Here is a 23,213-nt window from a genome sequence, read left to right on the forward strand (position 1 = left end):
GTCACGCGCGTGTGGTCGAGCGTGCGCATCGCCGTGCCGAAGCCGGTGCCGGGCTCGCCGATGATCCGGTTCGCCGGAATGCGCACATTGTCGAGATAAACCTCGCGCGTCGGGGAGCCCTTGATGCCGAGCTTCTTCTCGGGTGCGCCGAAGCTCACACCAGGGTCCGACTTCTCGACCACGAACGCCGAGATGCCGCGCGAGCGGGCGGACGGATCGGTGACCGCGAACACGGTGTAGTACTCGCTGACGCCCGCGTTGGTGATCCAGCGCTTGACGCCGTTGAGCACCCAGGTGTCGCCGTCCAGCTCGGCGCGGGTCTTCATGCCGGCCGCGTCGCTGCCGGCCTCGGGCTCGGACAGGCAGTACGAGAACATCGCGTCGCCGCGGGCCACCGGCGTGAGGTAGCGCTGCTTGAGCTCTTCGGAGCCCGCCAGCAGCAGCGGCATCGTCCCCAGCTTGTTGACGGCCGGGATGAGCGACGACGAGGCGCAGGCCCGCGCGACCTCCTCGATGACGATCGCGGTGGCGAGGGCGTCCGCCCCGGCGCCGCCGTACTCGACCGGGACGTGCGGGGCGTGGAAGTCGCCGGCGCGCAGCGCGTCGTAGGACGCCTGCGGGAACTCGCTGTTCTCGTCGGCGGCGGCCGCATTGGGCGCGACCTTGCCGTCACACACCGCGCGGACGGCTTCACGAATCGCGACGTGCTCCTCGGGCAGCTGGAACGCCTCGAACACGACAACCCCCTCGTCACAAAGGACCTGAGCAGGCGTTCAGGCGCCCGCGAGGGTGAGCATACCGGCGAGTAACGAAGGAGCCGGAAGCGCACCGGCCGAGGAGGGACTATCCTCGCCGAAGCAACGTCGGCCAGACCCGGTCCTATACGCCACAAGTGTCCGTTCTTTCGGGTGTTTGCGAGAAATCGTGCGGGGAAAGCGGGCAGGTCGGCGGCGCAGACCTCGATCGAGCGGAGACAAGGCGTGACCATCGCGTACCCGAGCACCCCACCCGTTGTAGCGGCGCCGTCCGGGTCGGCCCGGCCACGGCTGACCTTCCTCGGCACCGGCTACCTTGGCGCGACGTATGCCATCTGCTTCGCGGAGCTGGGCTATGAGGTGCTGGGCTTCGACATCGATGAGGCCAAGATCGCCAAGCTGGCCGGCGGCGACGTGCCGTTCCACGAGCCCGGCCTGGACGAGCTGCTGCGCAAGAACCTGTCGGCCGGCCGCCTGCGGTTCACGACGTCGTACGAGGAGGTCGCCGAGTTCGGCGACATCCACTTCATCTGCGTGGGCACCCCGCAGCGCCCCGACGGCATGGCCGCCGACCTGTCGCACGTCGAGAGCGCCGTCACCAACCTGGCGCCGCACCTGACCCGCAAGGCGCTCATTGTCGGCAAGTCGACCGTCCCGGTCGGCACCGCCGAGTGGATCGAGAACCTGGTCGGCCGGCACGCCGCCGAGGACCTCGGCATCGAGGTCGCCTGGAGCCCCGAGTTCCTGCAGGAGGGCGTCGCCGTCGAGGACGTGCTGCGCCCCAACCGGGTCATCTTCGGCGTCAAGTCCGACTGGGCCACCGGCATGCTGTATTCGGCGCACAAGGGCGTCTTCGACCTGGCCCTCACCGAGGACCGCGAGGTCCCGGTCGTCGTCACCGACTTCGCCACGGCCGAGCTGGTCAAGGTCGCCGCCAACGCGTTCCTCGCCACCAAGATCTCGTTCATCAACGCGATGGCGGAGGTCTGCGAGGCCGCCGGCGCCGACGTCACGCAGCTGGCCCGCTCGATCGGCTACGACGCCCGCATCGGCAACAAGTTCCTCCGGGCCGGCGTCGGCTTCGGCGGCGGCTGCCTGCCGAAGGACATCCGCGCGTTCCAGGCCCGCGCCCAGGAGCTCGGCGTCGGCGAGGCGCTGCGGTTCCTGCACGAGGTCGACCTGATCAACCAGCGCCGCCGCCAGAAGATCGTCCAGCTCTCCGCCGAGCTGCTCGACCGGCAGTACGGGCCGGCCGGCCCGGACCTGGTCGGCACCCGGATCACCGTGCTGGGGGCCACCTTCAAGCCCAACTCCGACGACGTGCGCGACTCGCCCGCCCTGTCGGTGGTGCGCAAGCTGTCCCGCTCCGGCGCCGACGTCACCGTCTACGACCCGGAGGGCATGGACAACGCCCGCAACGACGTGGGCGACGTCACCTACGCGAAGACCCTCACCGATGCGGTCACCGGCGCCGACCTGGTCTGCGTGCTGACCGAGTGGGAGGAGTTCCGCAACACCGACCCCAACACGCTCAGCCCGCTCGTGACCGCCAAGAAGGTCATCGACGGCCGCAACTGCCTCGACCCGGCGGTCTGGCTGGCGGCCGGCTGGGAGTACCGCGGCATGGGCCGCCCGGTCGTGAGCTGAAGCCGACCCCGGATCTGCCTAGAAACTCCCGAACGAGCGGTTCGCTTTCGTCGATCGGCGAAACAAGGCATTCTTCCCAGTAAGGCGTGAACGACCCGGGGTGACCGCCCACGGCGGCCGCCCCGGATCGTGACCCGGGGGAGGAGTGGCGTGGAACCGTATCCGTGCCCGGCGTGTGGTGGCCCCGCCACCGAGGCCGGCTGCCGCAACTGCGGCCGCCCGCACGACCCCGACGCGGCGAACCTCGCCATGCTCCAGCGGATGGTCGCCTCACTGGAGCAGAAGAAGCGCGACCTGACGGACGACACCAAGTCGCTGCGCCTCCAGCTCGCCCACGCCTCCGCGCAGCGCGACAGCCTGCGCCGCAAGGTCAAGGCCCAGCTCGATGCCGAGCAGGCCGGGCAGGCCGCCAAGACCCGCCGCCTGCCGCTGCTGCGCAAGACGCCCCCGGTGGAGAGCGCGCCGCCGGCCGTCTACCGGGCACCGGCTCCGGCTCCGGCGTCGGCGGCGTCGGCGGCACCGACGGCGACGACGGCGACGACGGCAACGGGGGAGCAGCAGCGGTACTCGCCCCGCGCACCGCACGCGGTCGAGAGCGGCCACGCGAGCGACACGCCGACCGGCGCGGCCGGGCACCCGCCGGTCCTGGCCCCGGAGCGGCCCCGCATCGCGCCGCTGCCCCAGATGCGCCGCCGCCACGGCGGTGACGACGGCGCCGGTCCGGCCGCCGACAAGCCCGAGGCCACCCAGTCGAGCATGCAGGCGTCGGTGCTGGCGCTCGGCGGCCTGCTGCTGGCCGGCGCCGCGATCGTGCTGACCGTCGACGCGTTCGGCACGATCGGCACCGTCGGCCGGGTCGTCTCGCTGGCCCTCATCACCGCGGTCGCGCTCGCCCTGCCGCTCGTGCTGGTCCGCCGCGGGCTCAGCGCCACGGCCGAGACGGTCGCGTCGGTCGCGCTCCTGCTCGTGCTGCTCGACGGGTACGTCGTGCGCTCCGAGAGGCTGCTCGGGGCGGACCGCATCGAGTTCACCGTCTATCTCGGCATCGTGTGCCTCGCCACGGCCGGCGTCGCCGCCGTGTACAGCATGCAGAGCCATCTCATCGCCTCGCGGTACGCCACCCTCATCGCCCTGCAGCCGGTCCTGCCGCTGCTCGCCTTCGACGCGATCAAGGGCCCGACCGGGCTCTCCCTGGCGCTGTCCGGCGTGGCCCTCATCGACCTCGGGTTCGCCGTCGGGCTGAAGCAGTCGGTGCAGCGGCGCCTCGACGCCCACCAGGACGACGCGGCCGCCGAGGACGAGCCGGCGCACACCGGCAAGACCAACCGCATCGCCGACGCCCTCATGCGCGACATGGCCTGGGCGCTGTTCGCCCTCGCCTTCGCGGTCGCGCTGGGCGCCGCGCTCGTCGCGCTCGTGACCACCGACACGCTGCCGGAGACCCTGCGGGCCGCGGGCGTCACGCTGCTCGCCGCCGGGGTCGGCGTCGCCGGCTCGCTGTCGTGGCGGCGCGGCGGCGTGCCCGACGTCGCCGCCGGCATCGCCACCGTTGCCGTCATCGCGGCGATCTCCCGCGTCGGCGCGGTCGCGTTCCCGGGCCTCATGCTGCTGTTCCTGGCGCTCGCCGTGGCGGTCGCCGCGCTCGGGGTGATCGCGCTGCCGGCCGACGCGCGCCGCGGCCCGCGCAGCGCCGTGTCGGTCGCCGCGGTCGTCGGCGGGCTGCTGCTCGTCGTCGGCGTCGCGCCGGGCATCGCGGCCACGCTGCGGGCGGTCTGGCCGGTCTGGGGGGCCGCCGAGGAGCACTACCGCGCCCGGGTCGACCTCGCCGTCGGCCCGTTCGGCTGGCAGTACGTCCTGGCCGCCGTCCTGCTCACCGGCGCCGGCGTGCTCATGCTGCTCGAGGACATCGCGCTGCGCACCGACGTCGCGGTCGTCGGCGCGGCGCTCACCGTGCTCATCGCCCCGGCCGCGCTCGGGCTGGGCTGGCTGACCGTCCCCACCCTCGCGGTGTCCGGCGCGGTCGCGGCCGGCGCCTACTCGCTGCGGGTGCGCGCGACCCGCACCGCCTGGATCCTGCTCGGAGCGGCGCTCGGCCTCGGCCTGTACGCGGCCGCGGCCAGCCTCGCCCGCCCGGCGGCCACCACCATCACGCTGCTGACCATCGCGGTGGCGGGTACCGCGATCGCCGTCCTCCCGCGGCTGAACCAGCCCGAGGGCACCCAGCCGACGCGGGTCGGCCGCATCGTCTCCGACGCCGCCGCGGGAGGGGCGCTCTTCGCGTTCCCCGGCGCCGCCGCCTCCGGCGCCTCGATCGTCTTCGGCGGCCTCGCCGGCGGCGCGACGGTCGTGCTGGTGCTGAGCTACCTCGCCCTCGCCGTCACCCTCGGGTTCGCCGCCATCACGCAGGTGGCCCGGGGCGAGCAGAGCCCGCCGCTGCTGGTGGGCGCCACCGCCGGCGCCGGCGCGGTCGCGGTCGCGGCCGTCGTCGTCTCGGGCGCCACCACCATCGACCTCGTCATCGCCGTCCTCATGCTTATCGCCGCGGCGATGCTCTGGGCCGCGCCCCGGCTCGACGACCGGCGGACGTTCGGCGTCGAGTTCACCGGCGCCGACGCGGCCGCGGCCGCCGTGACCATCGCGGCCATCGGCGCCGTCGCCCGCGCCGTCTCCCTCGCCGCCTCCGGCATCGAGGTCGTGACCCTCGCCCTGCTCGTCTTCGCCGTCGCGGTCGCCGCCCGGACGCTGCCCGCGGGCTGGCGCCGCGGCCCGGTCGCCGGCGCCGCCGCGGTCGGGTTCGGCACCGGCGTGTACGCCGGGGCCCTGTCGATCATCGGCGCGGTCGGCGTCATCCGCGCCGCCAGCCCGCCGTGGAAGGCCGACCTCGGCGCCGGCTGGCTGGCCACCGCCACCGACGCGGCCTCGTTCGGCTGGCAGGTGCCGATCGCGCTGCTCCTGCTGGCCGGGGCGTCCGCGATCGCGCTGCCGCAGCCGTACGGCGACGACACCGCCGCGGCCGCCGTGGCCCTGGCCGCGCTCGGCGCCCCGATCGGGCTCGGCCTGGGCTGGCAGGCGCCGATGGTGCTCGGCTGGCTCGCGGCCACCGGCATCGCCGCCTGGGCGAGCTTCGCGCGCAGCTGGCGCGGCGCCACCACGCGGCTCGGCGCGGCGCTGGTCGCGGGCCTGTTCGCGGCCGGCGCGAGCCTTGTGCGGCCCGGCGCGACCGCCGGCACGCTGACCGCCCTCGGGGTCAGCGCCGCCCTCATCGCGGTCCTGGCCCGCGTCGTCGCGCAGCGCCGCGGCGACACCACCGACGACGGGCCGCTCACGCTCGTCGGCGGCACCGCCGTCGCCGGCGCGCTCTTCGCCTTCGCGGGCGCGGCCGCGGCCATGGTCGGCGGCCTGCACCCCGACCGGACCAGCACGATCCTCATCGCCGGCCTGGCGACGAGCGCCGTCGGGCTGGCCGCCGCCGCGGCCGGGGCGCAGCAGGCGCCGGGGTACCTGCCGTACGTCACCGCCGGCGTCGCCGTCTCCGCGACCGCGACCGCCGTGGTCGCCCTGTTCGTGCAGCGTGACGGCGCGATCGTCTACGCCGCCGCGGCGGCCCTGCTGGGCGTGCTCGCCGAGCTGCTGCGGGCGACCCGGTTCGAGCCCGGCGACGAGTACGAGCCGGTGCGCGGGTTCCGGCCGGACCGCGAGGGCGCGTTCTCCGGCCGCTGGCAGCGGCCCCGCATGCCGCGCAACTTCGCGCTCGGGGTGGCCATGGCCGCCGGGGTCCCGGCCGCCATCGTCGTCGTCTTCATCGCGCCGGCGGTGCTCGCGGCGCTCGCCGGCCCGTACCGCTGGGTCCTCCATCCCTGGACCGGCACCCCCGCGACCGCGTCCGACCTGGGCGACCTGAGCCGCTACGCGGGCAACAACACCCACGTCCTGGGCGCGTTCCTGCTCACCGTGGCCGGCGCGCTCATGGCGGTCGGGCTCGGCGGCAGCGGCCAGGCGGTCGCCAACCGGGCGGTGGCGATCGTCGTGCCGAGCGCGGCGCTCACCCTGCTCATCGCCCCGGCCGCGCTCTACGCGCCGTGGCCGGTGCAGCCCACGCTGGCCCTGCTGGTGGCCACGATCGCCGGCCTCGGCCTGGCGCTGACCGTGCCCCCGGACCGGGGCGGGCCGGACGCCACCCTGATGATCAACGCGCGGCGGCTGGTGTTCGCGATCGCGGTACTGGCGGCCGGCGCGGGCGGCGCCGGAAGCCTCGCGACGCGCTCGCAGACCCTGGCCTGGCTGGCCGGCTCGGTCGTGGTCGGCGCCGTCGGCGGCATCTGGGGCCGCACCGCGACGGCCCGCATGCTCGGCTGGCACGTGGCCGCGTCGACCGCGCAGGGCTTCGCGCTGGCCGCCGGGCTGGCGGCCGGCCTGAGCCTCAAGCAGTGCGCGTTCCCGCTGCTCATCATGGCGACGCTGCTGCTGGTGCTGGGCGCGGCGCTGCCCCGCCTGCGGCCTTCCCCGACCATCACCCGCGAGGCGATGACGGTCGAGGCCGCCGGGTACGCCGGCGCCGTCATCGCCGTGCTGCTCACCCTCGGCTCGCCGGCCCACACCGCGGCCGCCCTGACCGCCCTCGGCGCCGTCCTGGGCCTGTCCGCGGCCCGGAAGGGGCGCAGCGGCCGGCAGCGCACGATCCTCGTCGTCGCCGCGTCGGTCGCCGAGCTGCTGGCGATCTGGCTGCTGCTGGTGACGGTCAAGGTCGCCCTCCCCGAGGCGTACACCCTGCCGTTCGCCGCCCTCGCCCTGATCACCGGCCTGATCGAGATCCGCAACCGGCCGGAGCTGGGCAGCTGGCTCGCCTACGGCCCGGCGCTGGTCGCCGGCTTCGCACCCAGCCTGGTGATCGCGGTCATCGACACCGAGTCGCCGGAGCTGCGCCGCGTGCTGCTGATCCTGGCCGCGGTGATCACGGTGGCGATCGGCGCCGTCCGCCGGCAGAAGGCCCCGGTCGCGGTGGGCGCGGCGGTGACGGTCATCGCCACGATCAACGAGCTGGTGCGCATCGACCTGCCCTGGTGGATGCAGCTGCTGCTGTACACCGGCACCGGCATCCTGCTCATCAGCCTGGGCGCGACGTACGAGCAGCGCCGCCGCCTGGACCGCCTGCGCGGCGCCTACCGCGACATGCGCTGACGTCCGTCCATGATCGATGGAGCGTCCTGGCTGTCATGGCAGCCGGAACGCTCCATCGATCATGGCTACCGCGCCGCGCCGCGCCCCGGCGCCCGGCTGGCCGGGTCGTTCGCCCGCGAACGGCCCGGGGCGCGGGTCAACCTCGACCTGGCCGGCGACGACGAGATCCCGCAGCGGATCCGGGACGGCGCCAGCGAGGTCGGCCTGGTGTACCTCCCCGCCGCCCGGCCCGGCCTGACCGAGGTCGAGCTCGGCGTGCACGAGCTCGTGCTCGCCTACCCGCCGAGGACGACGCCGCCGCCCCGGATCCAGCTGCGGACCCTCAACGGCGCCACGCTGCTCGGCGTGCCCGAGGGCAGCGCGCCCCGGCTCGTCGTCGAGGCGGCCCTGCGCGCGGCCGGCGTGCGCACCCGCGTCGCCATCGAGGCCGGCCGCCGCGACCTGCTCGTCGAGCTGGTGCTCGCCGGGGCCGGCCCCGCCTTCCTCACCGACGCCGCCGCCCCGGCGGCCGCCGCGCGCGGCGCCGTCGTCCGCCGGCTCGACCCGCCCCTGCGCCTGCCGTACGGGCTCGTGCACCGCACCGCCGAACTGTCCACCGCCGCCGCCGCATTCGTGGAGCACGCGTTACGCAGCTGAACCGGGTCCAGAGCCGATCGGCCCCGGCCAAACCAGACGAAGGGGGAACCGCCGTGGACCTGCGCCGTCTCGAGCACTTCCTGGCCGTCGCCGACCACGGCACCGTGACGGCCGCCGCGCTCGCCCTGCACGTCGCCCAGCCCGCGCTGTCGCAGTCGATCAAGAGCCTCGAACGCGACCTGGGCGTCGAGCTGTTCGAGCGGCGCGGCCGGCGCCTCGCGCTCACGCCCGACGGCAAGGCGCTGCTCGACCCGGCCCGGCGGGTGCTGGCCGACCTGGCCGCGGCGAAGGCGGCGGTGACCGGCGTGATCGGGCTGACCGCCGGGCGGCTCGACGTGGCCGTGCACGACGGCCTCGCCGTGGGGCTCGCGGGCCCGCTCGCGGCGTTCCACCGCCGCCACTCGGCGGTCCCGGTCCGGGTGCACACCGCGCGCGACGAGGACGAGATCGTGCGGTACGTCGTCGACGGCCACTGCGAGCTGGGCCTGAGCTACCTGCCGGTGCGCCATCCCGGGCTGGCCGTGCGCGAGGTCGGCACGCAGGAGCTGCTGCTCGCGCTGCCGCCCGGGGGCGCCGAGGGGGACGAACCCCAGGTGCGCTGCGGGCATCCCGACGCGGTGGTACCGCTGGTGCTGGCCGGTGGCGGCGCCGCGCTCGTCTCCGCGCGCCAGGCGGTCGCGGCCGAGCGGGGCGGCGCGACGATCAAGCGGGATCGAAGCCGGCCGTTCGGCCTGCTGCACCGGCCGGGCCAGCTGTCCCCGGCCGCCCGCCGACTCACACGGATCGTCTATGGGCCCGATGGAATTCGGTCTTTGTCATCCTGAAGACCGCGCACTGTGATCGACCCGTGGCGAACGAGCGATCCAACCGGAAGTGGCACGCGCTGCTGGTCGTGCCCACCGTGGCGCCGTTGCTGGTGCCCCTCTACAACCGGGCCGACCCGACCCTCTGGGGCGTGCCGTTCTTCTACTGGTACCAGCTCGCGTGCGCGGTGCTGGCCATCGTCGTCATCTCCGTCGTGTACCTCGCGACCCGCAAGCCCGACGTGTGGCAGGTGCGCCGATGAGCGGCCGCGACGTCGAGATCGCCGTCTTCGCCGCGCTCATGGGGGCGATGATGCTGCTCGGGTTCGGCGCCGCCCGCTGGCGCCGGCCGCACAGCATCCACAGCCTGGAGGAGTGGGGCGTCGGCGGCCGGGCGTTCGGCAATTGGGTCACCTGGTTCCTGCTCGGCGGCAGCATGTACACGGCCTACACGTTCGTCGCCGTGCCCGCGCTGACCTACGGCATCGGCGCCGTGGGATTCTTCGCGGTACCGTTCGCGATCGCCACCACGCCCGTCGCCTTCGTGCTCAGCGCGCGCGCCTGGTCGGTGTCGCACCGGCACGGGTTCGTGACGCCGGGGGAGTTCGCCGGGGCCCGCTTCGGCTCGCCCGGCCTGGCCGCGCTGGTGGCGGTCACGGGCATCGTGGCGACCATGCCGTACGTGGCGGTGCAGCTGCTCTCGCTGCAGGCCGTGTTCAAGGTGCTCGGCGTCACCGGGGAGTGGCCGCTGCTCGTGGCGGTCGGGCTGGTGTCGGTGAGCACGTTCCGCTCCGGGCTGCGGGCGCCCGCGCTGCTGTCGATCGCCAAGGACGTGCTGCTCGTCTGGGTTGTCGTCTCCGGCGTGCTGGTGGTGGCGATGTCCGGCGGCTGGGGCGCCACGTTCCGGCAGGTGGCGGACCGGTTCGCGGCCACGCCGTCGCCGGCCGACGGGCTGCTGCTCGGCGAGCACGCCCAGGTGGGCTACCTGACGATGATCGTCGGGTCGGCGCTGTCGATGTTCGCCTACCCGCACGCGGTGGTGGCCATGATCGCCGCCCGCGACCGGGCGACCGTCCAGCGCAACACGGCGGCCCTGCCGATCTACTGCCTCGCGCTGGGCCTCATGGGCATGCTCGGCTACTTCGCCGCCGCCCACGGCGTGGTGCCGATCGGCGGCGACCTCAACACCGTCACGCCGCTGATGTTCCGCGACCTCTTCCCGTCCTGGTCGGCCGGCATCGCCTACGCGACGCTCGGGGTGGCCGCGCTCATCCCGGCGGCCGTCATGTCGATCGCCGCGGCCAACGCGTTCACCCGGTCGATCTACAAGCAGTACCTCAAGCCGTCGGCCAGCCCGTCCGACGAGGCCTGGGTGAGCCGCTGGGCGTCGCTCGCCGTGAAGTTCGGCGCGGTCGCCTGCATCCTGCTGCTCGACCCGGCGTACTCCGCCGAGCTGCAGCTCATCGGCGGCGTCGTCATCCTGCAGACCGCGCCCGCCGTCGTGTTCGGCCTCACCACCGGCTGGTTCCACCGCCGCGCGCTGATCGCCGGGCTGCTGGCCGGGCTGGCGGCCGGGGTGGCGCTGCTGTGGGACATCCCGCAGCTGTCCCCGACCGGCCAGGTCGTGAAGGCGCACTTCGGCGGGTCCAGCTGGCCCCTGGGCGACTCCGGGATCACGGTGTACGCCGGGCTCCTCGCCCTGCTGGTCAACCTCGTCGTCACCGTGGCGGGCACCGCGCTGCTCCGCCTCGCGGGCGTGCCCGGCGGCCGGGACCGCACCCAGCCCGAGGACTACCGGGCCGACGTCGACGACCCGATGGTGAAGCGGCTGGACGCCCTGCTCGACGGTCTCCCGCAGGGCGCCCACACGGCCCGCGGCCCGCGCTGACGAACGGCTGCGGCGGGCCGCCCTTCCGAGCGGCCCGCCGCGCGACGCTGCCTACCTGCCTACCGGCCCTGCAGCGACTTCACGTTGTCGCCGAAGGTCCAGCCCTTCGAGCCGTCCCAGTTGATGGACCAGGTCATCAGGCCCTTCAGCTGGCCGTTGAAGGAGTTGTACCCCTGGCTGACCAGCGACGGGGACATGTACCCGCCGCCGGCGCCGCTCTGCGCGGGCAGGCCGGGGACCTGCTTGTCGTACGGCACCCGGATCGTCGTGCCCTGGATGACCAGGCCGTTGTTCAGGCACTGGGTCTGGACCGTGAAGCCCTGGACGGTGCCGGCCGAGTACGAGTCACCCGAGCAGCCGTACATGCTGCCGTTGTAGTACTGCATGTTCAGCCACCAGAGCCGCCCGTTGTCGGCGTACTTCTTCACGATCGGCAGGTACGCGCCCCAGATCGAGCCGTAGGTGACGCTGCCGCCGGTCACGTAGGCCGTCTCCGGCGCCATCGTGAGGCCGAAGTTCGACGGCATCTGCGCGAGCACGCCGTCGATGATGCGGATCAGGTTGGCCTGCGACGCCGACAGCGTGTTGATGTTGCCCGACCCGGACAGCCCGGTCTCGATGTCGATGTCGATGCCGTCGAAGTTGTTGGCCTTGAGGATCGGCACGATCGTGGCGACGAACCGGTCCGCGACGGTGCTGGAGCTCAGGTCGATGCCCGCGGTCGCGCCGCCGATCGACATCAGCAGCGTGAGCCCGTTGGCCTTGGCCTGGCACATCTCGGCGGGCGTCGGCACCTTCACGCCGGCGTCCATGCCGTTCTCCCACAGCACGGTGCCGTCGGAGCGGATGACCGGGAACGCCAGGTTGATGACGTTGTACCCGTGCTGCGCCATGCGCGAGTCGGTGATCGGGATCCAGCCGAGGCCCGGGTGCACGCCGTTGGCGGCGCCGTCCCAGTTCTCCCAGTACCCCTGCAGCACCTTCGCGGCCGGCCGCGACTTCACGCCGCACGTCCCGCCGGTCGGCGAGGTCGTCGGCGAGCTGGACGGGCTACGGCTCGGGCTGGCCGACGCGCTCGGGCTCGGGCTCGCCGACGGCGAGGTGGTCCGGCTCGGGCTGGGCGACGGCGACGAGGTCCCGCCGGTGCAGGTGCCCAGGTCCTTCCACAGCGACGGCGTGGCCGCCGGGTTCCACCCGGCCCCGACGTACGCCGTGTGCGTGACGAGCGCCTGGTAGGTGTGCCCGTTGTAGGTCACCTGGGTGCCCGCCGTGTACGTGTTCCCTTCCGCCCAGGTGGGCGCCGTGCAGGCCGCGGCGGCGGCACTGCTGACGGCCTGCGCCTGGATGGTGGGCACGAGAACGAGCGCCGTCACGACGGTCAGCGCGGCCCCGGCCACCAGTGCGAATGTGCGACGCCGAGATCTCATGGGACCCCCAACACATCGATGGATCGATGGTTCGGGACGTTATCAGTTAACACTATTAAATGTAAGAGTCACCAACCTTAAACCGCGCTTGGCTCCGGTGATCATGCAAAAGCGCCACCCGGGTCGATGCGCTCGACGCGGGTGGCGCGCTGCCGGATCGGTCAGGTGCGGTTGGGCGGCGGGGCCGACCACGGTGAGGCCGGCGGGCCGAGCGGGTCGGCGTCCGGCTGCCCAGCGTTGCCCGAGTCGCTGCCCGGTTCGCTGCCCGGTTCGCTGCCCGAGTCGCCGCTCGGCTCGCTGGCCGGCTCGCTGCTGGACTCGCGGGCGGCTCGCTCGGCGGCCAGGCGGTCGAGCTCGGCCTGGGCGCCGGCCCGGCGCTCGGCCTCGCCGCGGGCGAAGGCGGCCCGGCGCTCGGCCTGCTCCTGGGCGGTGGGCCCGAGCCGCGTGGTGGCGTCGGGGTCGACGCTCGCGGGCGGGAAGCCCAGCTTGGCCGTCGCGTCGGGGTCCGCCGCGCCGCCGAGGCGGGTGGTCGCTTCGTCGGAGGGCGGCGGTACCACCGGGAACTGCCCCGTGCCGCTGGGCGCCGCATGCCGGGGCCGCGGGGTCGCCGGCGACTGGTGCCCGGGGTGGAACGCCTCGGTCTCCTCTTCGGCGCCGGCCCGCTTGACCGGCGTGAACCCGTCGAACGACGGCCCGTCCAGGATGGAGGTCTCGGCGGGCACGTTCTCCCGAGCGGCCCGCGAGGGCAGCCCGGCCGCCGTGGTGGCCGCGGTCGGCTCGTCGTCGGCGCCGCCGGCGGCGCTCGCGGCCCGCCCGATGACCTGCGTGGCCTCCTCGTCGTTGCCGTGCGCGGCCGCACGGCTGTACCCGGTGGCCCCCGGCGGCGGCGAGACGGGCGGCGTGGCAACAGGGGGCGTGGAAACAGGGGGCGTGGACACGGGCAGTGTGGAGACCGGCGGCGTCGACACGGGCGGCGTCGAGACCGGCGGTGCCGAAACCGGAGGCTTGGACACCGGCGGAGCCGCAACCGGCGGCGGCGAGACCGGCGGAGTGGCCACCGGCGGGCTGGCAACGGGCGGCGCGGCCGGCGGGCCGGCGACGGGCGGCGCCGCGACCGGTGGGCCGGCGACGGGCGGCGCCGCGACCGGTGGCGCCGGGACGGGCGGCGCGGTCACCGGCGGTGTTGCGACCGGCGGCGCCGACACGGGAGGTGGCGAAACCGGCCCGGCCGGCGCGGCGGCGGCCGGACCGGAGGTGCCGAGGGCCGCCAGCCGGGCGTCGATGGACGGGCGCCCACCGGCGGGCGGCTGCGGCTGCCCCGCGGAGGCCGCGGGCGGGTTGCCGGCGGCCGGCCCGGGAAGGTTCTGGGTCAGCCCGTCGTATCCGGATCCGGGACGCTTCGACTCCCCGATCGGCTCCGGCGTCAGCCAGGCCGGCTCACCCGGCGCCCCGGCCGGCCGCAACGGCGGCGCCGAGGAGGGCGGCGCGGACGAGGGCGGCGCCGCGGCCGGGAAGGCGTGGGGCTGCACGGGCGCGGGCGGCACCCCGGGAGGCGCCGGCGGGAACGGCCCGGGCTTGCCACCCGGCGGCCCCGACACCACGGGCGGCACCGGCGCGGGCGGCCCCGAGACGACCGGCGGCGGGAACGACCCGGCCGGCGGCCCCGAGACGGCGGCGGGCGGCCCGGAGACGACCGGCGGCGGGAACGACCCGGCCGGCGGACCCGACACCACCGGGGGCGGGAACGAGCCGGGCGGGCCCGAGGTCACCGGGGGCTGGAACGTTCTCGGCGCGGCCGGCGGCGGGGCCGAGGACGCCGACGGGACGTAGGGCGGCGGGGCCGACACCGGCTGCGTCTCGTCGGTGGGGCGGGCGGCGTACGCACCGGCGGTACCGAATGACGGCGCGGCGCTCGGGGAGCCCAGGACCGCCGTGGCGCCCAGGCCGGCCGGGGCCGCCGGTGCGGCAACGGGCGGGGGCAGGACCGACGTCGCCGCCGCGGCGCCCGCCGGGAACTCGGCCGTGTGGCTCGGCGGGCCGTACGGCGGGCGGGCGGCCACGGGCGGGGCGTTCTTCGGGCCCTGGCCCAGCGGGTACTCGTGGATGTCGACCGGTGCGCCCGGCTCCCCCGGCGGCAGCGCCACGACCTGGGGCCAGGCGCGCCAGCGCTTCACGCTCGCCGCGGCGACCAGCAGGGCGAAGCCGAGGACCGCCGTGGTGCCGTTGGCGATCGGCAGGCGGAGGTCGACCTTCAGGCCCGCGAGGTCCAGGTCGTCCGGCAGGCTGTTCATCGTCGACAGCGGGTCGATGAACAGGCTCACGTACGTGCCCAGGAGGGCCAGGCCGGCGACGATCGGGCCGACCGGGGAGATGCGGAGGGTGGCGATGAGGCCGATGAGCAGGCCCGCGCCGACCAGGTAAGCGGCCGGGACCAGCAGGTCGACCGAGTCGAACGCGCCGCGCGCGACCCACTTTGCCACTGTCTCCGTGGATTTCTGCTGCCCGATGGCGATCAGCAGCCACGCGATCGGGGCGATCAGCATCCCCGCGATCAGGCTTCCCACGTGTCGCATGGCTCGCACCGTACCGTTTTTGCCATGACCGAGCACACCGGCCGATCGCTCAGCCGTCCCACGGGTTACTCGCGCGTCACGTTGAGTCGGATCATGACGGCAGTCGACGTCAATCTGTACGGGACCGTGCACGGCGGCGTCATCATGAAGTTCGTCGACGACGTTGCGGGCGCGGCCGCCGCGCGGCACAGCGGCGGGACGGCCGTGACCGCCTCGATCGACGAGATCGTCTTCCTGGAGCCGTTGCGCGTCGGCGATCTCGTGCACGCGTTCGCACAGGTCAACTGGACCGGCCACACCTCGATGGAGGTCGGCGTGCGGCTGGTGGCCGAGCGCTGGGACGAGGTGTCCGAGGGCGCGCCGGTGGTGGTCGCGACGGCGTACCTCGTGTTCGTCGCCGTCGACGCCGAGGGCAAGCCGCGCCGCGTGCCGGCGGTCGTCCCAGACTCGCCCGAGAACGAGGGCCGGTGGCGAGAGGCGGAAATCCGACGCGAGCACCGTCTCGCCCGCCGGGAAGCGATCCAGGCCCATCGAACGCAGCGCAGCTAGCGATACCTGGGGAACGGAGGTGCGACCGTCGCGCTGTTCCGGCGACGGTCGCGCCGATCGCGGCGCCCTTGCGTCGATTGCCGCGTCGGACACCCGGCCGGCCCACATTGCAACAGGGCGCGGGGTAGGGGTGACCCACACTGAGCGATCGTTCGGGGGTGCAGGAAGATGTGTTCATGGCGAAGGAGCTGTGGCGACCCCCCGCAGACGTGCTCGACCGCTCCCGCATCGGAGCGTTCCTGCGCTGGCTGGAGGCGGAGCGTGGCCTGGACTTCGGCGGTGACTACCAGGCGCTGTGGCGCTGGTCGGTCGACGCGCCGGGCGAGTTCTGGCAGGCGGTCTGGGACCACTTCGGGGTCGTCGCGCAGAAGCCGCCGGCCGCCGCGCTGGCCGACGCGCGGATGCCCGGCGCCGACTGGTTCCCCGGCGCGCGGCTCAACTACGCCGAGAACGTCCTGCGCATGCCCGGCATCGCCGACGACGAGCCGGTCGTGCTCGCCCGCTCGCAGACCCGTGGCCCGGTCACGCTGACCGCCGCCGAGCTGCGCGAGCAGGTCCGCCGGGCGCGGGCCGGGCTGCGCCGGCTCGGGGTCGGGCCGGGCGACCGGGTGGCCGCCTACGCGCCGAACATCCCCGAGACGTTCGTCCTCATGCTCGCCACCGCCAGCCTGGGCGCGATCTTCTCCAGCTGCGCGCCGGAGTTCGGCACCCGCTCGGTGGTCGACCGCTGGCGGCAGATCGAGCCGAAGGTGCTGGTGGCCGTGGACGGGTACCGGTACGGGGACAAGCCCGTCGACCGCCGGGCCGAGGTCGCCGCGATCGTCGAGGCGCTGCCCTCCGTCGAGGCCCTGGTCACCATCCCGTACCTCCACGAGGAGGGCACCGGCTGGGCCGAGCTCACCGCCGGGACCGACGAGCCGCTGGCGTTCGAGCCGGTGCCGTTCGGGCACCCGCTGTACGTCCTCTACTCCTCCGGCACCACGGGGCTGCCGAAGCCGATCGTGCACGGGCACGGCGGCATCCTGCTGGAGCACCTCAAGATGCTCGCCCTGCACCACGACCTCGGCCCCGGCGACCGGTTCTTCTGGTTCACCACGACCGGCTGGATGATGTGGAACTACCTCGTCTCCGGCCCCGCCGTGGGCGCCGCGATCGTGCTCGTCGACGGCAACCCGGCGCACCCGGACCTCGGCTGGCTGTGGCGGGTCGCCGAGGAGACGGGGATGTCGTACTTCGGGACGTCCGCGCCGTTCCTGCTGTCCTGCCGGAAGGCGGGCGTCGTGCCGAAGGAGATCGCCGACCTGTCCGCGCTGCGCGGGGTCGGCTCGACCGGCGCGCCGCTGCCGCCGGAGGGCTTCGAGTGGGTCTACGAGGCGGTGTCGGACCGGGTCCTGCTGGCGTCGGCCTCCGGCGGTACCGACGTGTGCACCGCCTTCGTGGGCGGTGTCCCGCTGCTGCCGGTCCGGGCCGGCGAGATCGCCTGCCGGGCGCTCGGCGCGCGCGTCGAGGCGTTCGCCGCCGACGGCACGCCGGTCGTGGGGGAGCTGGGCGAGCTGGTCATCACCGCCCCGATGCCGAGCATGCCGGTCGGGTTCTGGGGCGACGCCGACGGCTCCCGCTACGCCGACGCCTACTTCTCGACGTACCCGGGCGTCTGGCGGCACGGCGACTGGATCACCATCGACGAGTCGGGCGCCTGCGTGATCACCGGCCGGTCCGACGCCACCCTCAACCGGGGCGGCGTGCGGCTCGGCACCAGCGAGTTCTACTCCGTGGTCGAGGGCCTCGACGACGTGGCCGACTCGGTGGTCGTGCACCTGGAGGACCCGCAGGGCGGCGCCGGCGAGCTGCTGCTGTTCGTGGTGCTGCGGCCGGGCGTGACGCTCGACGACGCCCTGCGCGGCGCGATCGCCCGCGAGCTGCGCACCGCGCTGTCCCCGCGGCACGTGCCCGACCAGGTCTTCCAGGTCGAGGCGGTGCCGCGCACGCTGTCCGGCAAGAAGCTCGAAGTGCCCGTCAAGCGCATCCTCACCGGCACCCCGGTCGACCAGGCCGCCGCGAAGGGCGCCCTGGCCAACCCGGAGTCGCTGCGGTACTTCGAGTCGATCCGCGCGTCCCGCTGAGCTAGACCGTCGGGCCGACGATCTGGGCGGCCTGCTCCGACTCGGCGCGGCCGGGCAGCTTGGCCAGGTCGGTGTGGGTGCTCAGGACCAGGCTGGCGCCGGCGGCGAGCGGGGCGAGCAGCCAGTCGACCGGCCAGGGGTACACGTCGGCGTCGATGAGCACCCGGCCGCCGTCGATGCCGAGCTCGGCGGCCCGGGCCGCGGCCCGCTCGAGGAGCGCGGCGTGGGTGAACGGCGTGCCGTCGGGGTCGACGAGCGCGACCGTGTCGTCGCCGACCGGGGCGCCCGGGAAGTGGTCGCCGTGCCGGCGCATGTCGGCCACGAAGTCGGTCCAGCCCGCGGGCACCTCGCGCAGCGGCATGCCCATCGGCGCGAGCCCGAGCACGAAGCGGTCCGGCGGCCCGGCCGGCACCCCGGCCTCGACCACGCTCAGCGACGCGAACTCGACGGCCGCGCCGGCGGCGGTCGGCTCGCCGTAGGCCACGGTGAGCCCGGCCGACCAGGCGCCCAGCAGCACCGCGGCGCTCTGCCAGTGCGGCGGCAGCCAGACGGTGGCCTGGTCGCCCGGGCCGAGGCCGCAGCCGTCCACGAGCAGGTTGGCCGTCTTCGCCACCCAGTTGGCGAGCGTCGCCCCGGACAGCTCGGCCCGCTCGCCGCTCGCGTCGTCGTAGAAGGTCACCAGCGGAAGTGACGGGTCACGGCCGACAATCGCCGCAAAGAGTGAAGGAACTGTATTCCCCATATGTCCGGAAAATCCCTTCCATAGCATCTCGGCATGCAACTCCGGGCAACGCGACGATACCGGCGCCACAAGCTGGTCGCCGTCGTCGCCTGCACCCTGACGCTCTTCGGTGCGGGCGCGGGCGGCGCGACGGCCGACCCGCCGTCACGGCCGGTCGCCCCGCCCGACCTCGCCGAACCGCTCGCCTGGGCCAACCCGGCCGCGCGGGCACCCGGCGGGGCCGGGGTGACGCCCCGGGTCACGCGCATCGCGCTCGGCGACTTCCATCGTCCAGCGGCCGGGGTCACCGCCCAGGGCGGGACGCTGAGTGACGTCCCGCTCGCCGAGGGGTACCGCCGCACCCGCCAGACCCGCACGCTCACCACGACCCGCGCGACCACCGGCCGGTTCAGCGCCGTCGGGATCACCTGGCGCGAGCCGGCGGGCGTCGGCGAGGTCAGCGTCGCCGTGCGCCACCACGTGCCGGGCGGCGCGTGGAGCGGCTGGCAGACGGTCGCCGCGGGCGAGAACGACCGCGACGCCGTCGAGCCGCCGGCCCCGGACGGCGGCGAGACCCGGCGCGGCGGCGCCGACCTGCTCTGGGTCGGGCCGAGCGACGGCGTGCAGGTGTCGGTGACCTCGGTCGGCGGCGCGGCGCCGCACGACGTCGCCGCCGACCTCATCGACCCCACCGACGTCCCCGGCGACGCGGTGCCGCCCCCGCCGCCGTCCACCGAGGCCGCACCGGTCGGGCTGCGGCCGTTCATGCCGCCGATCAACCGGCGGTCCGCCTGGGGCGCCAACGAGCAGCAGATGGACTGGCGGCCGCAGTACGCCCCCTACGTCAAGGCCGTCGCCGTCCATCACACCGCGACGTCCAACGCCTACAGCGAGTCCGACGTACCGAAGATCCTGCGCTCGATCTACCAGTTCCAGACGGTGAGCCGCGGCTGGGGCGACATCGGCTACAACGTGCTGGTCGACCGTTTCGGCCGGCTCTGGGAGGGGCGCACCGGCGGGCTGGCCCGGCCGGTCGTCGGCGCCCAGGCGGGCGGATTCAACACGGGTACCGCGGGCATCGCGATGATCGGCAACTACAGCGCCACCAGGGTGCCGGCGGCGGTCGTCGAGGCCACGTCGCAGTACGTCGCCTGGAAACTTTCACTCAGCCAGGCCATCGACCCACGCGGTACCGTCGCGCTCACCGGGGGCGGATCGACCTCGCGCTACCCGGTCGGCACCACGGTCACCGTCCCGCGGGTGTTCCCGCACCGGCAGACCAACCCCACCGAGTGCCCCGGCGACAAGGGCATGGAGGTGCTGCCGCAGATCCGCAACCGGGCCACCGAGCTGCTCGGCGACCTGGTCAAGCCGGACACCGTGCGCACGCTCATGGCCGCCTACCGGCCGGCCGACGGCACCGTGCGGCTGCAGGGCATCCCCGAGCCCATCTTCACCACCGGGCCGAACGAGATCGCGGTGCCGGCCGACTACAACGGCGACGGCAAGGTCGACGTGGCCACCTGGTCGCCGACCACCGGCAACTGGACGATGCAGCTCAGCGGCCAGGGGCGGGAGGTGGTGCAGTGGGGCCTGCCGGGTGACGTTCCGGCACCGGCCGACTACGACGGCGACGGCAAGGCCGAGCTCACGGTGTTCCGGCCGCCGACCGGGCACTGGTACATCAAGGGCGTCGGCGAGATCCAGCTCGGCGCGCCCGGGGACCAGCCCGTCCCCGGCGACTACACCGGCGACGGACGGGCCGAGCCGGCGATCTGGCGCCCGGCGACCAAGACCTGGGCGATCTACGCGCTGCGCGAGTTCCGCCTCGACGCCGAGCCCGGCGCCGTGGCCGTGCCCGCCGACTACGACGGCAACGGCACGCTGGACCCGGCCACCTGGTCGCCCACGACCCAGCAGTTCTCGGTGGAGGGCAGGGCGCCCGTCCGGCTGGGTGATCCGGGCGACACGCCGATCCCCGGCCAGTACGACGGCGACGGCCGCGCCGATCTGGCGGTCTTCCACGACGGACGGTTCGAGATCCGCGGCGTGGGCAGCTACGACGTGGGATCGCCCGGCGACGTTCCGATGCCGCTCGGCTGAATCCTGGGTGGAACTCGGCTCGCAGTCGCGTCGTGGACATCGATCACCGGGGGATCGGGCGTAGGCTTTGGGCCGGAACGTCACATCGAGTCGTCGAGTCCAGAAGGAGTCGCCAAGTGACCCCCGGCCGTCCGCCACGCGTGCTCGTCGACGCCACGAGTGTCCCAGCCGACCGAGGCGGGGTGGGGCGTTACGTTGACGGGCTGCTCGGCGCCCTGGGCAAGCTGGACTCCGACCTGACCGTCGTGTGCCAGCGGACCGACCAGGAGCGCTACGGGCGGCTGCTGCCCAACGCGCGGATCATGTCCGCGCCCGCCGCCGCGGCCCACCGCCCGGCCCGCCTCGCCTGGGAGCAGACCGGCCTGCCCATGCTGGCCCAGCAGGTCGGCGCGCAGGTGCTCCACTCGCCGTTCTACACGTGCCCGCTGCGGGCCGGCTGCCCGGTCACCGTGACCGTCCACGACGCCACGTTCTTCACCGAGCCGGAGCACTACGACAAGTCCCGGCGCACGTTCTTCCGCTCGGCGATCAAGACCTCGCTGCGCCGCGCCAGCCGGGTGATCGTGCCCAGCAAGGCGACCCGCGACGAGCTCATCCGGCTGCTCGACGCCGACCCGACCCGCATCGACGTCGCCTACCACGGCGTCGACTCCGAGGCCTTCCACGCGCCGAGCGACGACGAGAAGGCCCGCGTCCGGGCGCGGCTCGGCCTGGGCTCGACCTCCTACATCGCCTTCCTCGGCGCCAAGGAGCCCCGCAAGAACGTCCCCAGCCTGATCCGCGGCTGGATCTCCGCCGTCCGCGACCGCACCGACCCGCCGGCCCTGGTGGTCGCCGGCGGCCAGGGCCACGACGACGAGATCGACGGCGCGATCAGCGAGGTCCCCTCGCACCTGCGGCTGCTGCGTCCGGGGTATCTCCGGTACGCCGACCTCCCCGGCTTCCTCGGTGGGGCCACGGTGGCCGCCTACCCGTCGTTCGGCGAGGGCTTCGGGCTGCCGATCCTGGAGGCGATGGCCTGCGGGGCGCCGGTGCTCACCACCCCCCGGCTCTCCCTGCCGGAGGTCGGCGGCGACGCGGTCGCCTACACCGGCCCGAGCCCGGACGAGATCGCCCGCGACCTGGCGGCCCTGCTGGACGACACCGAGCGCCGCACGGCGCTGGCCAAGGCGGGTGCCGCGCGGGCCAAGGAGTTCACCTGGGAGTCCAGCGCCGAGGTCCACCTCGCCGCCTGGTCCCGAGCGGCCGGCCCGCGCTTCTAGGCCTGTTTCATATCTGGGCCCGCCGCAGCCCGGCCCCAGTGATGAAACCGGCCCCAGTGATGAAACAGGCCCCAGTGATGAAACAGGCCTCAGGGTGGTCTGCCTTCCGGGGGTTCTCGCCTTGCGCACACCCAGCGTCACCCTCTGAAACCGCTCCGGGCGATTTTCGTAATGGACACGACACCGCCGAGTTGTTGGAAGGTGCCCTCCGCTGGGCATGATGGGCCAGTGTTCTACGCGGTGATTCCTGCAGGCGGCAGTGGCACGCGGCTCTGGCCGCTGTCGCGAGCCGGTCATCCCAAGTTCCTCCACGCCCTGACGGGCACCCCGTTGTCGCTGCTCCAGGCGACGTACGGTCGACTGGAGGGCCTGGCGACGCCGGCGACCACGTTCGTGGTGACGGGGGTGGCCCATGCGGCGGCGGTGGCCCGCCAGCTGCCCGGCCTTCCCGAGCGCAACATCCTCGTCGAGCCCACCCCGCGCGACTCCTGCGCGGCGATCGGCCTGGCCGCGGCGGTCATCTCGCGCCGCGACCCGCGCGCCGTCATGGGTGCGTTCGCGGCAGACCAGCTCGTCCGTGACGTCCCGGCGTTCACCGAGACGCTGCGGCGCGCGATCCAGGGCGCCGAGGACGGCCTGCTGATGACGATCGGCATCACCCCGACGCACCCCGAGACCGGGTACGGCTACCTGCACGTGGGCGAGCCCACCGGCACCGTCGACGTGTGCAAGGTCGCCGAGTTCGCGGAGAAGCCGGCCCTGGACGTCGCGCGGCGCTACGTCGACTCGGGCGAGTACCTCTGGAACGCCGGCATGTTCGTCTGGCGCGTCGACGTCTTCCTCGACGAGCTCGCCCGCCAGCAGCCGTCCCTGCACGAGGGCCTGATGCGCATCGCCGAGGCCTGGCACACTCGGGAGCACGAGGAGGTCCTGGCCGAGCTGTGGCCGGGCCTGACCAAGATCTCGGTCGACTTCGGCGTCATGGAGGGCGCCGGCCGCGCCGGCCTCGTCGGCACCGTGCCCGGCAACTTCGGCTGGAACGACGTGGGAGACTTCCACACGCTGGGCGAGCTGCTGGAGACCGACACCGCGGGCAACGTGGTCGTCGACCTGGGCCTCGGCAACCTCGACAACCCTTCTCCGGGCAAGCCGACGGTCCTGATGCAGGACGCGGAGCGCGTCGTGGTCGTCCCGCACTCGGGCCGCCTGGTCGCCGCCATCGGCGTCAACGACCTGATCATCGTCGACACCCCGGACGCCCTGCTGGTCTGCCCGCGCAACAAGGCCCAGGACGTGAAGAAGCTCGTAGACTCCCTGAAGGCACGCGGTTCGATCGAGCTGCTGTAGCCGCTCGGCGCCCGGACGCGCGCCCGGCTGGACCCGTTTCACAGACGTTGGTCGATCTACCCTCAAGTTGATCACAAGAGCCGAGGGTAGATCGACCAACGTCTTTGCGAAGGGTACGCGGGCCGACCCCGGCACAGAGCGCCCGCGGCGCGGAGAGGTGCGCTCGTGCGACGCGCTCAGCGGGCGGGGTCCGCTCGGGCG

General features: G+C 74.3%; 15 protein-coding genes. 11 read left to right on the top strand and 4 right to left on the bottom strand.

Going from position 1 to position 23,213, the window contains the following annotated elements; genetic code table 11:
* A partial coding sequence (locus IEZ31_RS19615) for an acyl-CoA dehydrogenase family protein (RefSeq protein ID WP_190251357.1) occupies nucleotides 1–737 on the bottom strand: 737 nt, incomplete at its 3' end.
* A 243-nt stretch (nucleotides 738–980) separates the two neighbouring features.
* On the opposite strand from IEZ31_RS19615, the gene IEZ31_RS19620 reads away from it, so the two are divergent.
* The 6 genes from IEZ31_RS19620 (at nucleotide 981) to IEZ31_RS19645 (ending at nucleotide 10,907) form a co-directional block, all read left to right on the top strand.
* Nucleotides 981–2,402, top strand: coding sequence for a UDP-glucose dehydrogenase family protein (locus IEZ31_RS19620; RefSeq protein ID WP_190251358.1), 1,422 nt, complete (start codon nucleotides 981–983; stop codon nucleotides 2,400–2,402).
* Between the two features lie 150 nt (nucleotides 2,403–2,552).
* Complete coding sequence (locus tag IEZ31_RS19625) at nucleotides 2,553–7,580, top strand: SCO7613 C-terminal domain-containing membrane protein (RefSeq protein ID WP_190251359.1); 5,028 nt, start codon at nucleotides 2,553–2,555, stop codon at nucleotides 7,578–7,580.
* A gap of 9 nt (nucleotides 7,581–7,589) precedes the next feature.
* Entirely contained in the window at nucleotides 7,590–8,216 is a 627-nt protein-coding gene (locus IEZ31_RS19630; RefSeq protein WP_190251360.1) for a LysR family transcriptional regulator substrate-binding protein, read from the top strand.
* Between the two features lie 53 nt (nucleotides 8,217–8,269).
* Nucleotides 8,270–9,040 carry a LysR family transcriptional regulator gene (locus IEZ31_RS19635; RefSeq protein ID WP_190251361.1) on the top strand — a complete coding sequence of 257 codons (771 nt, stop codon included), beginning with the start codon at nucleotides 8,270–8,272 and terminating at the stop codon, nucleotides 9,038–9,040.
* 23 nt (nucleotides 9,041–9,063) lie between these two features.
* Nucleotides 9,064–9,282 (top strand): DUF3311 domain-containing protein, encoded by a 219-nt coding sequence (locus IEZ31_RS19640; RefSeq protein ID WP_190251362.1) that lies wholly within the window; start codon nucleotides 9,064–9,066, stop codon nucleotides 9,280–9,282.
* Nucleotides 9,279–10,907 carry a sodium:solute symporter family protein gene (locus IEZ31_RS19645; protein WP_190251363.1) on the top strand — a complete coding sequence of 543 codons (1,629 nt, stop codon included), beginning with the start codon at nucleotides 9,279–9,281 and terminating at the stop codon, nucleotides 10,905–10,907. Before IEZ31_RS19640 ends, IEZ31_RS19645 begins: the two co-directional genes overlap by 4 nt.
* Nucleotides 10,908–10,966: 59 nt before the next feature.
* On the opposite strand, the gene IEZ31_RS19650 is transcribed toward IEZ31_RS19645, so the two are convergent.
* Both IEZ31_RS19650 and IEZ31_RS19655 read right to left on the bottom strand, forming a co-directional pair.
* The gene (locus tag IEZ31_RS19650) at nucleotides 10,967–12,334 is read right to left on the bottom strand and encodes a carbohydrate-binding protein (protein WP_190251364.1); all 1,368 of its coding nucleotides are present in this window, start codon (nucleotides 12,332–12,334) and stop codon (nucleotides 10,967–10,969) included.
* Between the two features lie 161 nt (nucleotides 12,335–12,495).
* A complete protein-coding gene (locus IEZ31_RS19655; protein WP_190251365.1) occupies nucleotides 12,496–14,907 on the bottom strand; it encodes a hypothetical protein in 2,412 nt (803 codons plus the stop codon).
* A gap of 24 nt (nucleotides 14,908–14,931) precedes the next feature.
* Between IEZ31_RS19655 and IEZ31_RS19660 the strand changes: the two genes are divergently transcribed.
* Together IEZ31_RS19660 and IEZ31_RS19665 are read left to right on the top strand one after the other, a co-directional pair.
* Nucleotides 14,932–15,456, top strand: coding sequence for an acyl-CoA thioesterase (locus tag IEZ31_RS19660; protein ID WP_190251491.1), 525 nt, complete (start codon nucleotides 14,932–14,934; stop codon nucleotides 15,454–15,456).
* Between the two features lie 176 nt (nucleotides 15,457–15,632).
* On the top strand, nucleotides 15,633–17,579 hold the full coding sequence (locus tag IEZ31_RS19665) for an acetoacetate--CoA ligase (RefSeq protein WP_190251366.1): 1,947 nt from the start codon (nucleotides 15,633–15,635) through the stop codon (nucleotides 17,577–17,579).
* A gap of 1 nt (nucleotide 17,580) precedes the next feature.
* Here the strand turns inward: IEZ31_RS19665 and IEZ31_RS19670 are convergent, their stop codons facing one another.
* Complete coding sequence (locus IEZ31_RS19670) at nucleotides 17,581–18,321, bottom strand: TIGR03089 family protein (protein ID WP_190251367.1); 741 nt, start codon at nucleotides 18,319–18,321, stop codon at nucleotides 17,581–17,583.
* Nucleotides 18,322–18,354: 33 nt separating this feature from the next.
* Between IEZ31_RS19670 and IEZ31_RS19675 the strand changes: the two genes are divergently transcribed.
* From IEZ31_RS19675 to IEZ31_RS19685, 3 genes are all read left to right on the top strand, one after another.
* Nucleotides 18,355–20,403 (top strand): N-acetylmuramoyl-L-alanine amidase, encoded by a 2,049-nt coding sequence (locus IEZ31_RS19675; RefSeq protein WP_190251368.1) that lies wholly within the window; start codon nucleotides 18,355–18,357, stop codon nucleotides 20,401–20,403.
* 116 nt (nucleotides 20,404–20,519) lie between these two features.
* Nucleotides 20,520–21,665, top strand: coding sequence for a glycosyltransferase family 4 protein (locus IEZ31_RS19680; RefSeq protein ID WP_190251369.1), 1,146 nt, complete (start codon nucleotides 20,520–20,522; stop codon nucleotides 21,663–21,665).
* Nucleotides 21,666–21,893: 228 nt separating this feature from the next.
* Entirely contained in the window at nucleotides 21,894–23,012 is a 1,119-nt protein-coding gene (locus IEZ31_RS19685) for a mannose-1-phosphate guanylyltransferase (RefSeq protein WP_190251370.1), read from the top strand.
* The last annotated feature ends 201 nt before the right edge of the window (nucleotides 23,013–23,213 follow it).

It is taken from the genome of Dactylosporangium sucinum, assembly GCF_014647515.1.
GTDB classification, from domain to species: Bacteria; Actinomycetota; Actinomycetes; order Mycobacteriales; family Micromonosporaceae; genus Dactylosporangium; species Dactylosporangium sucinum.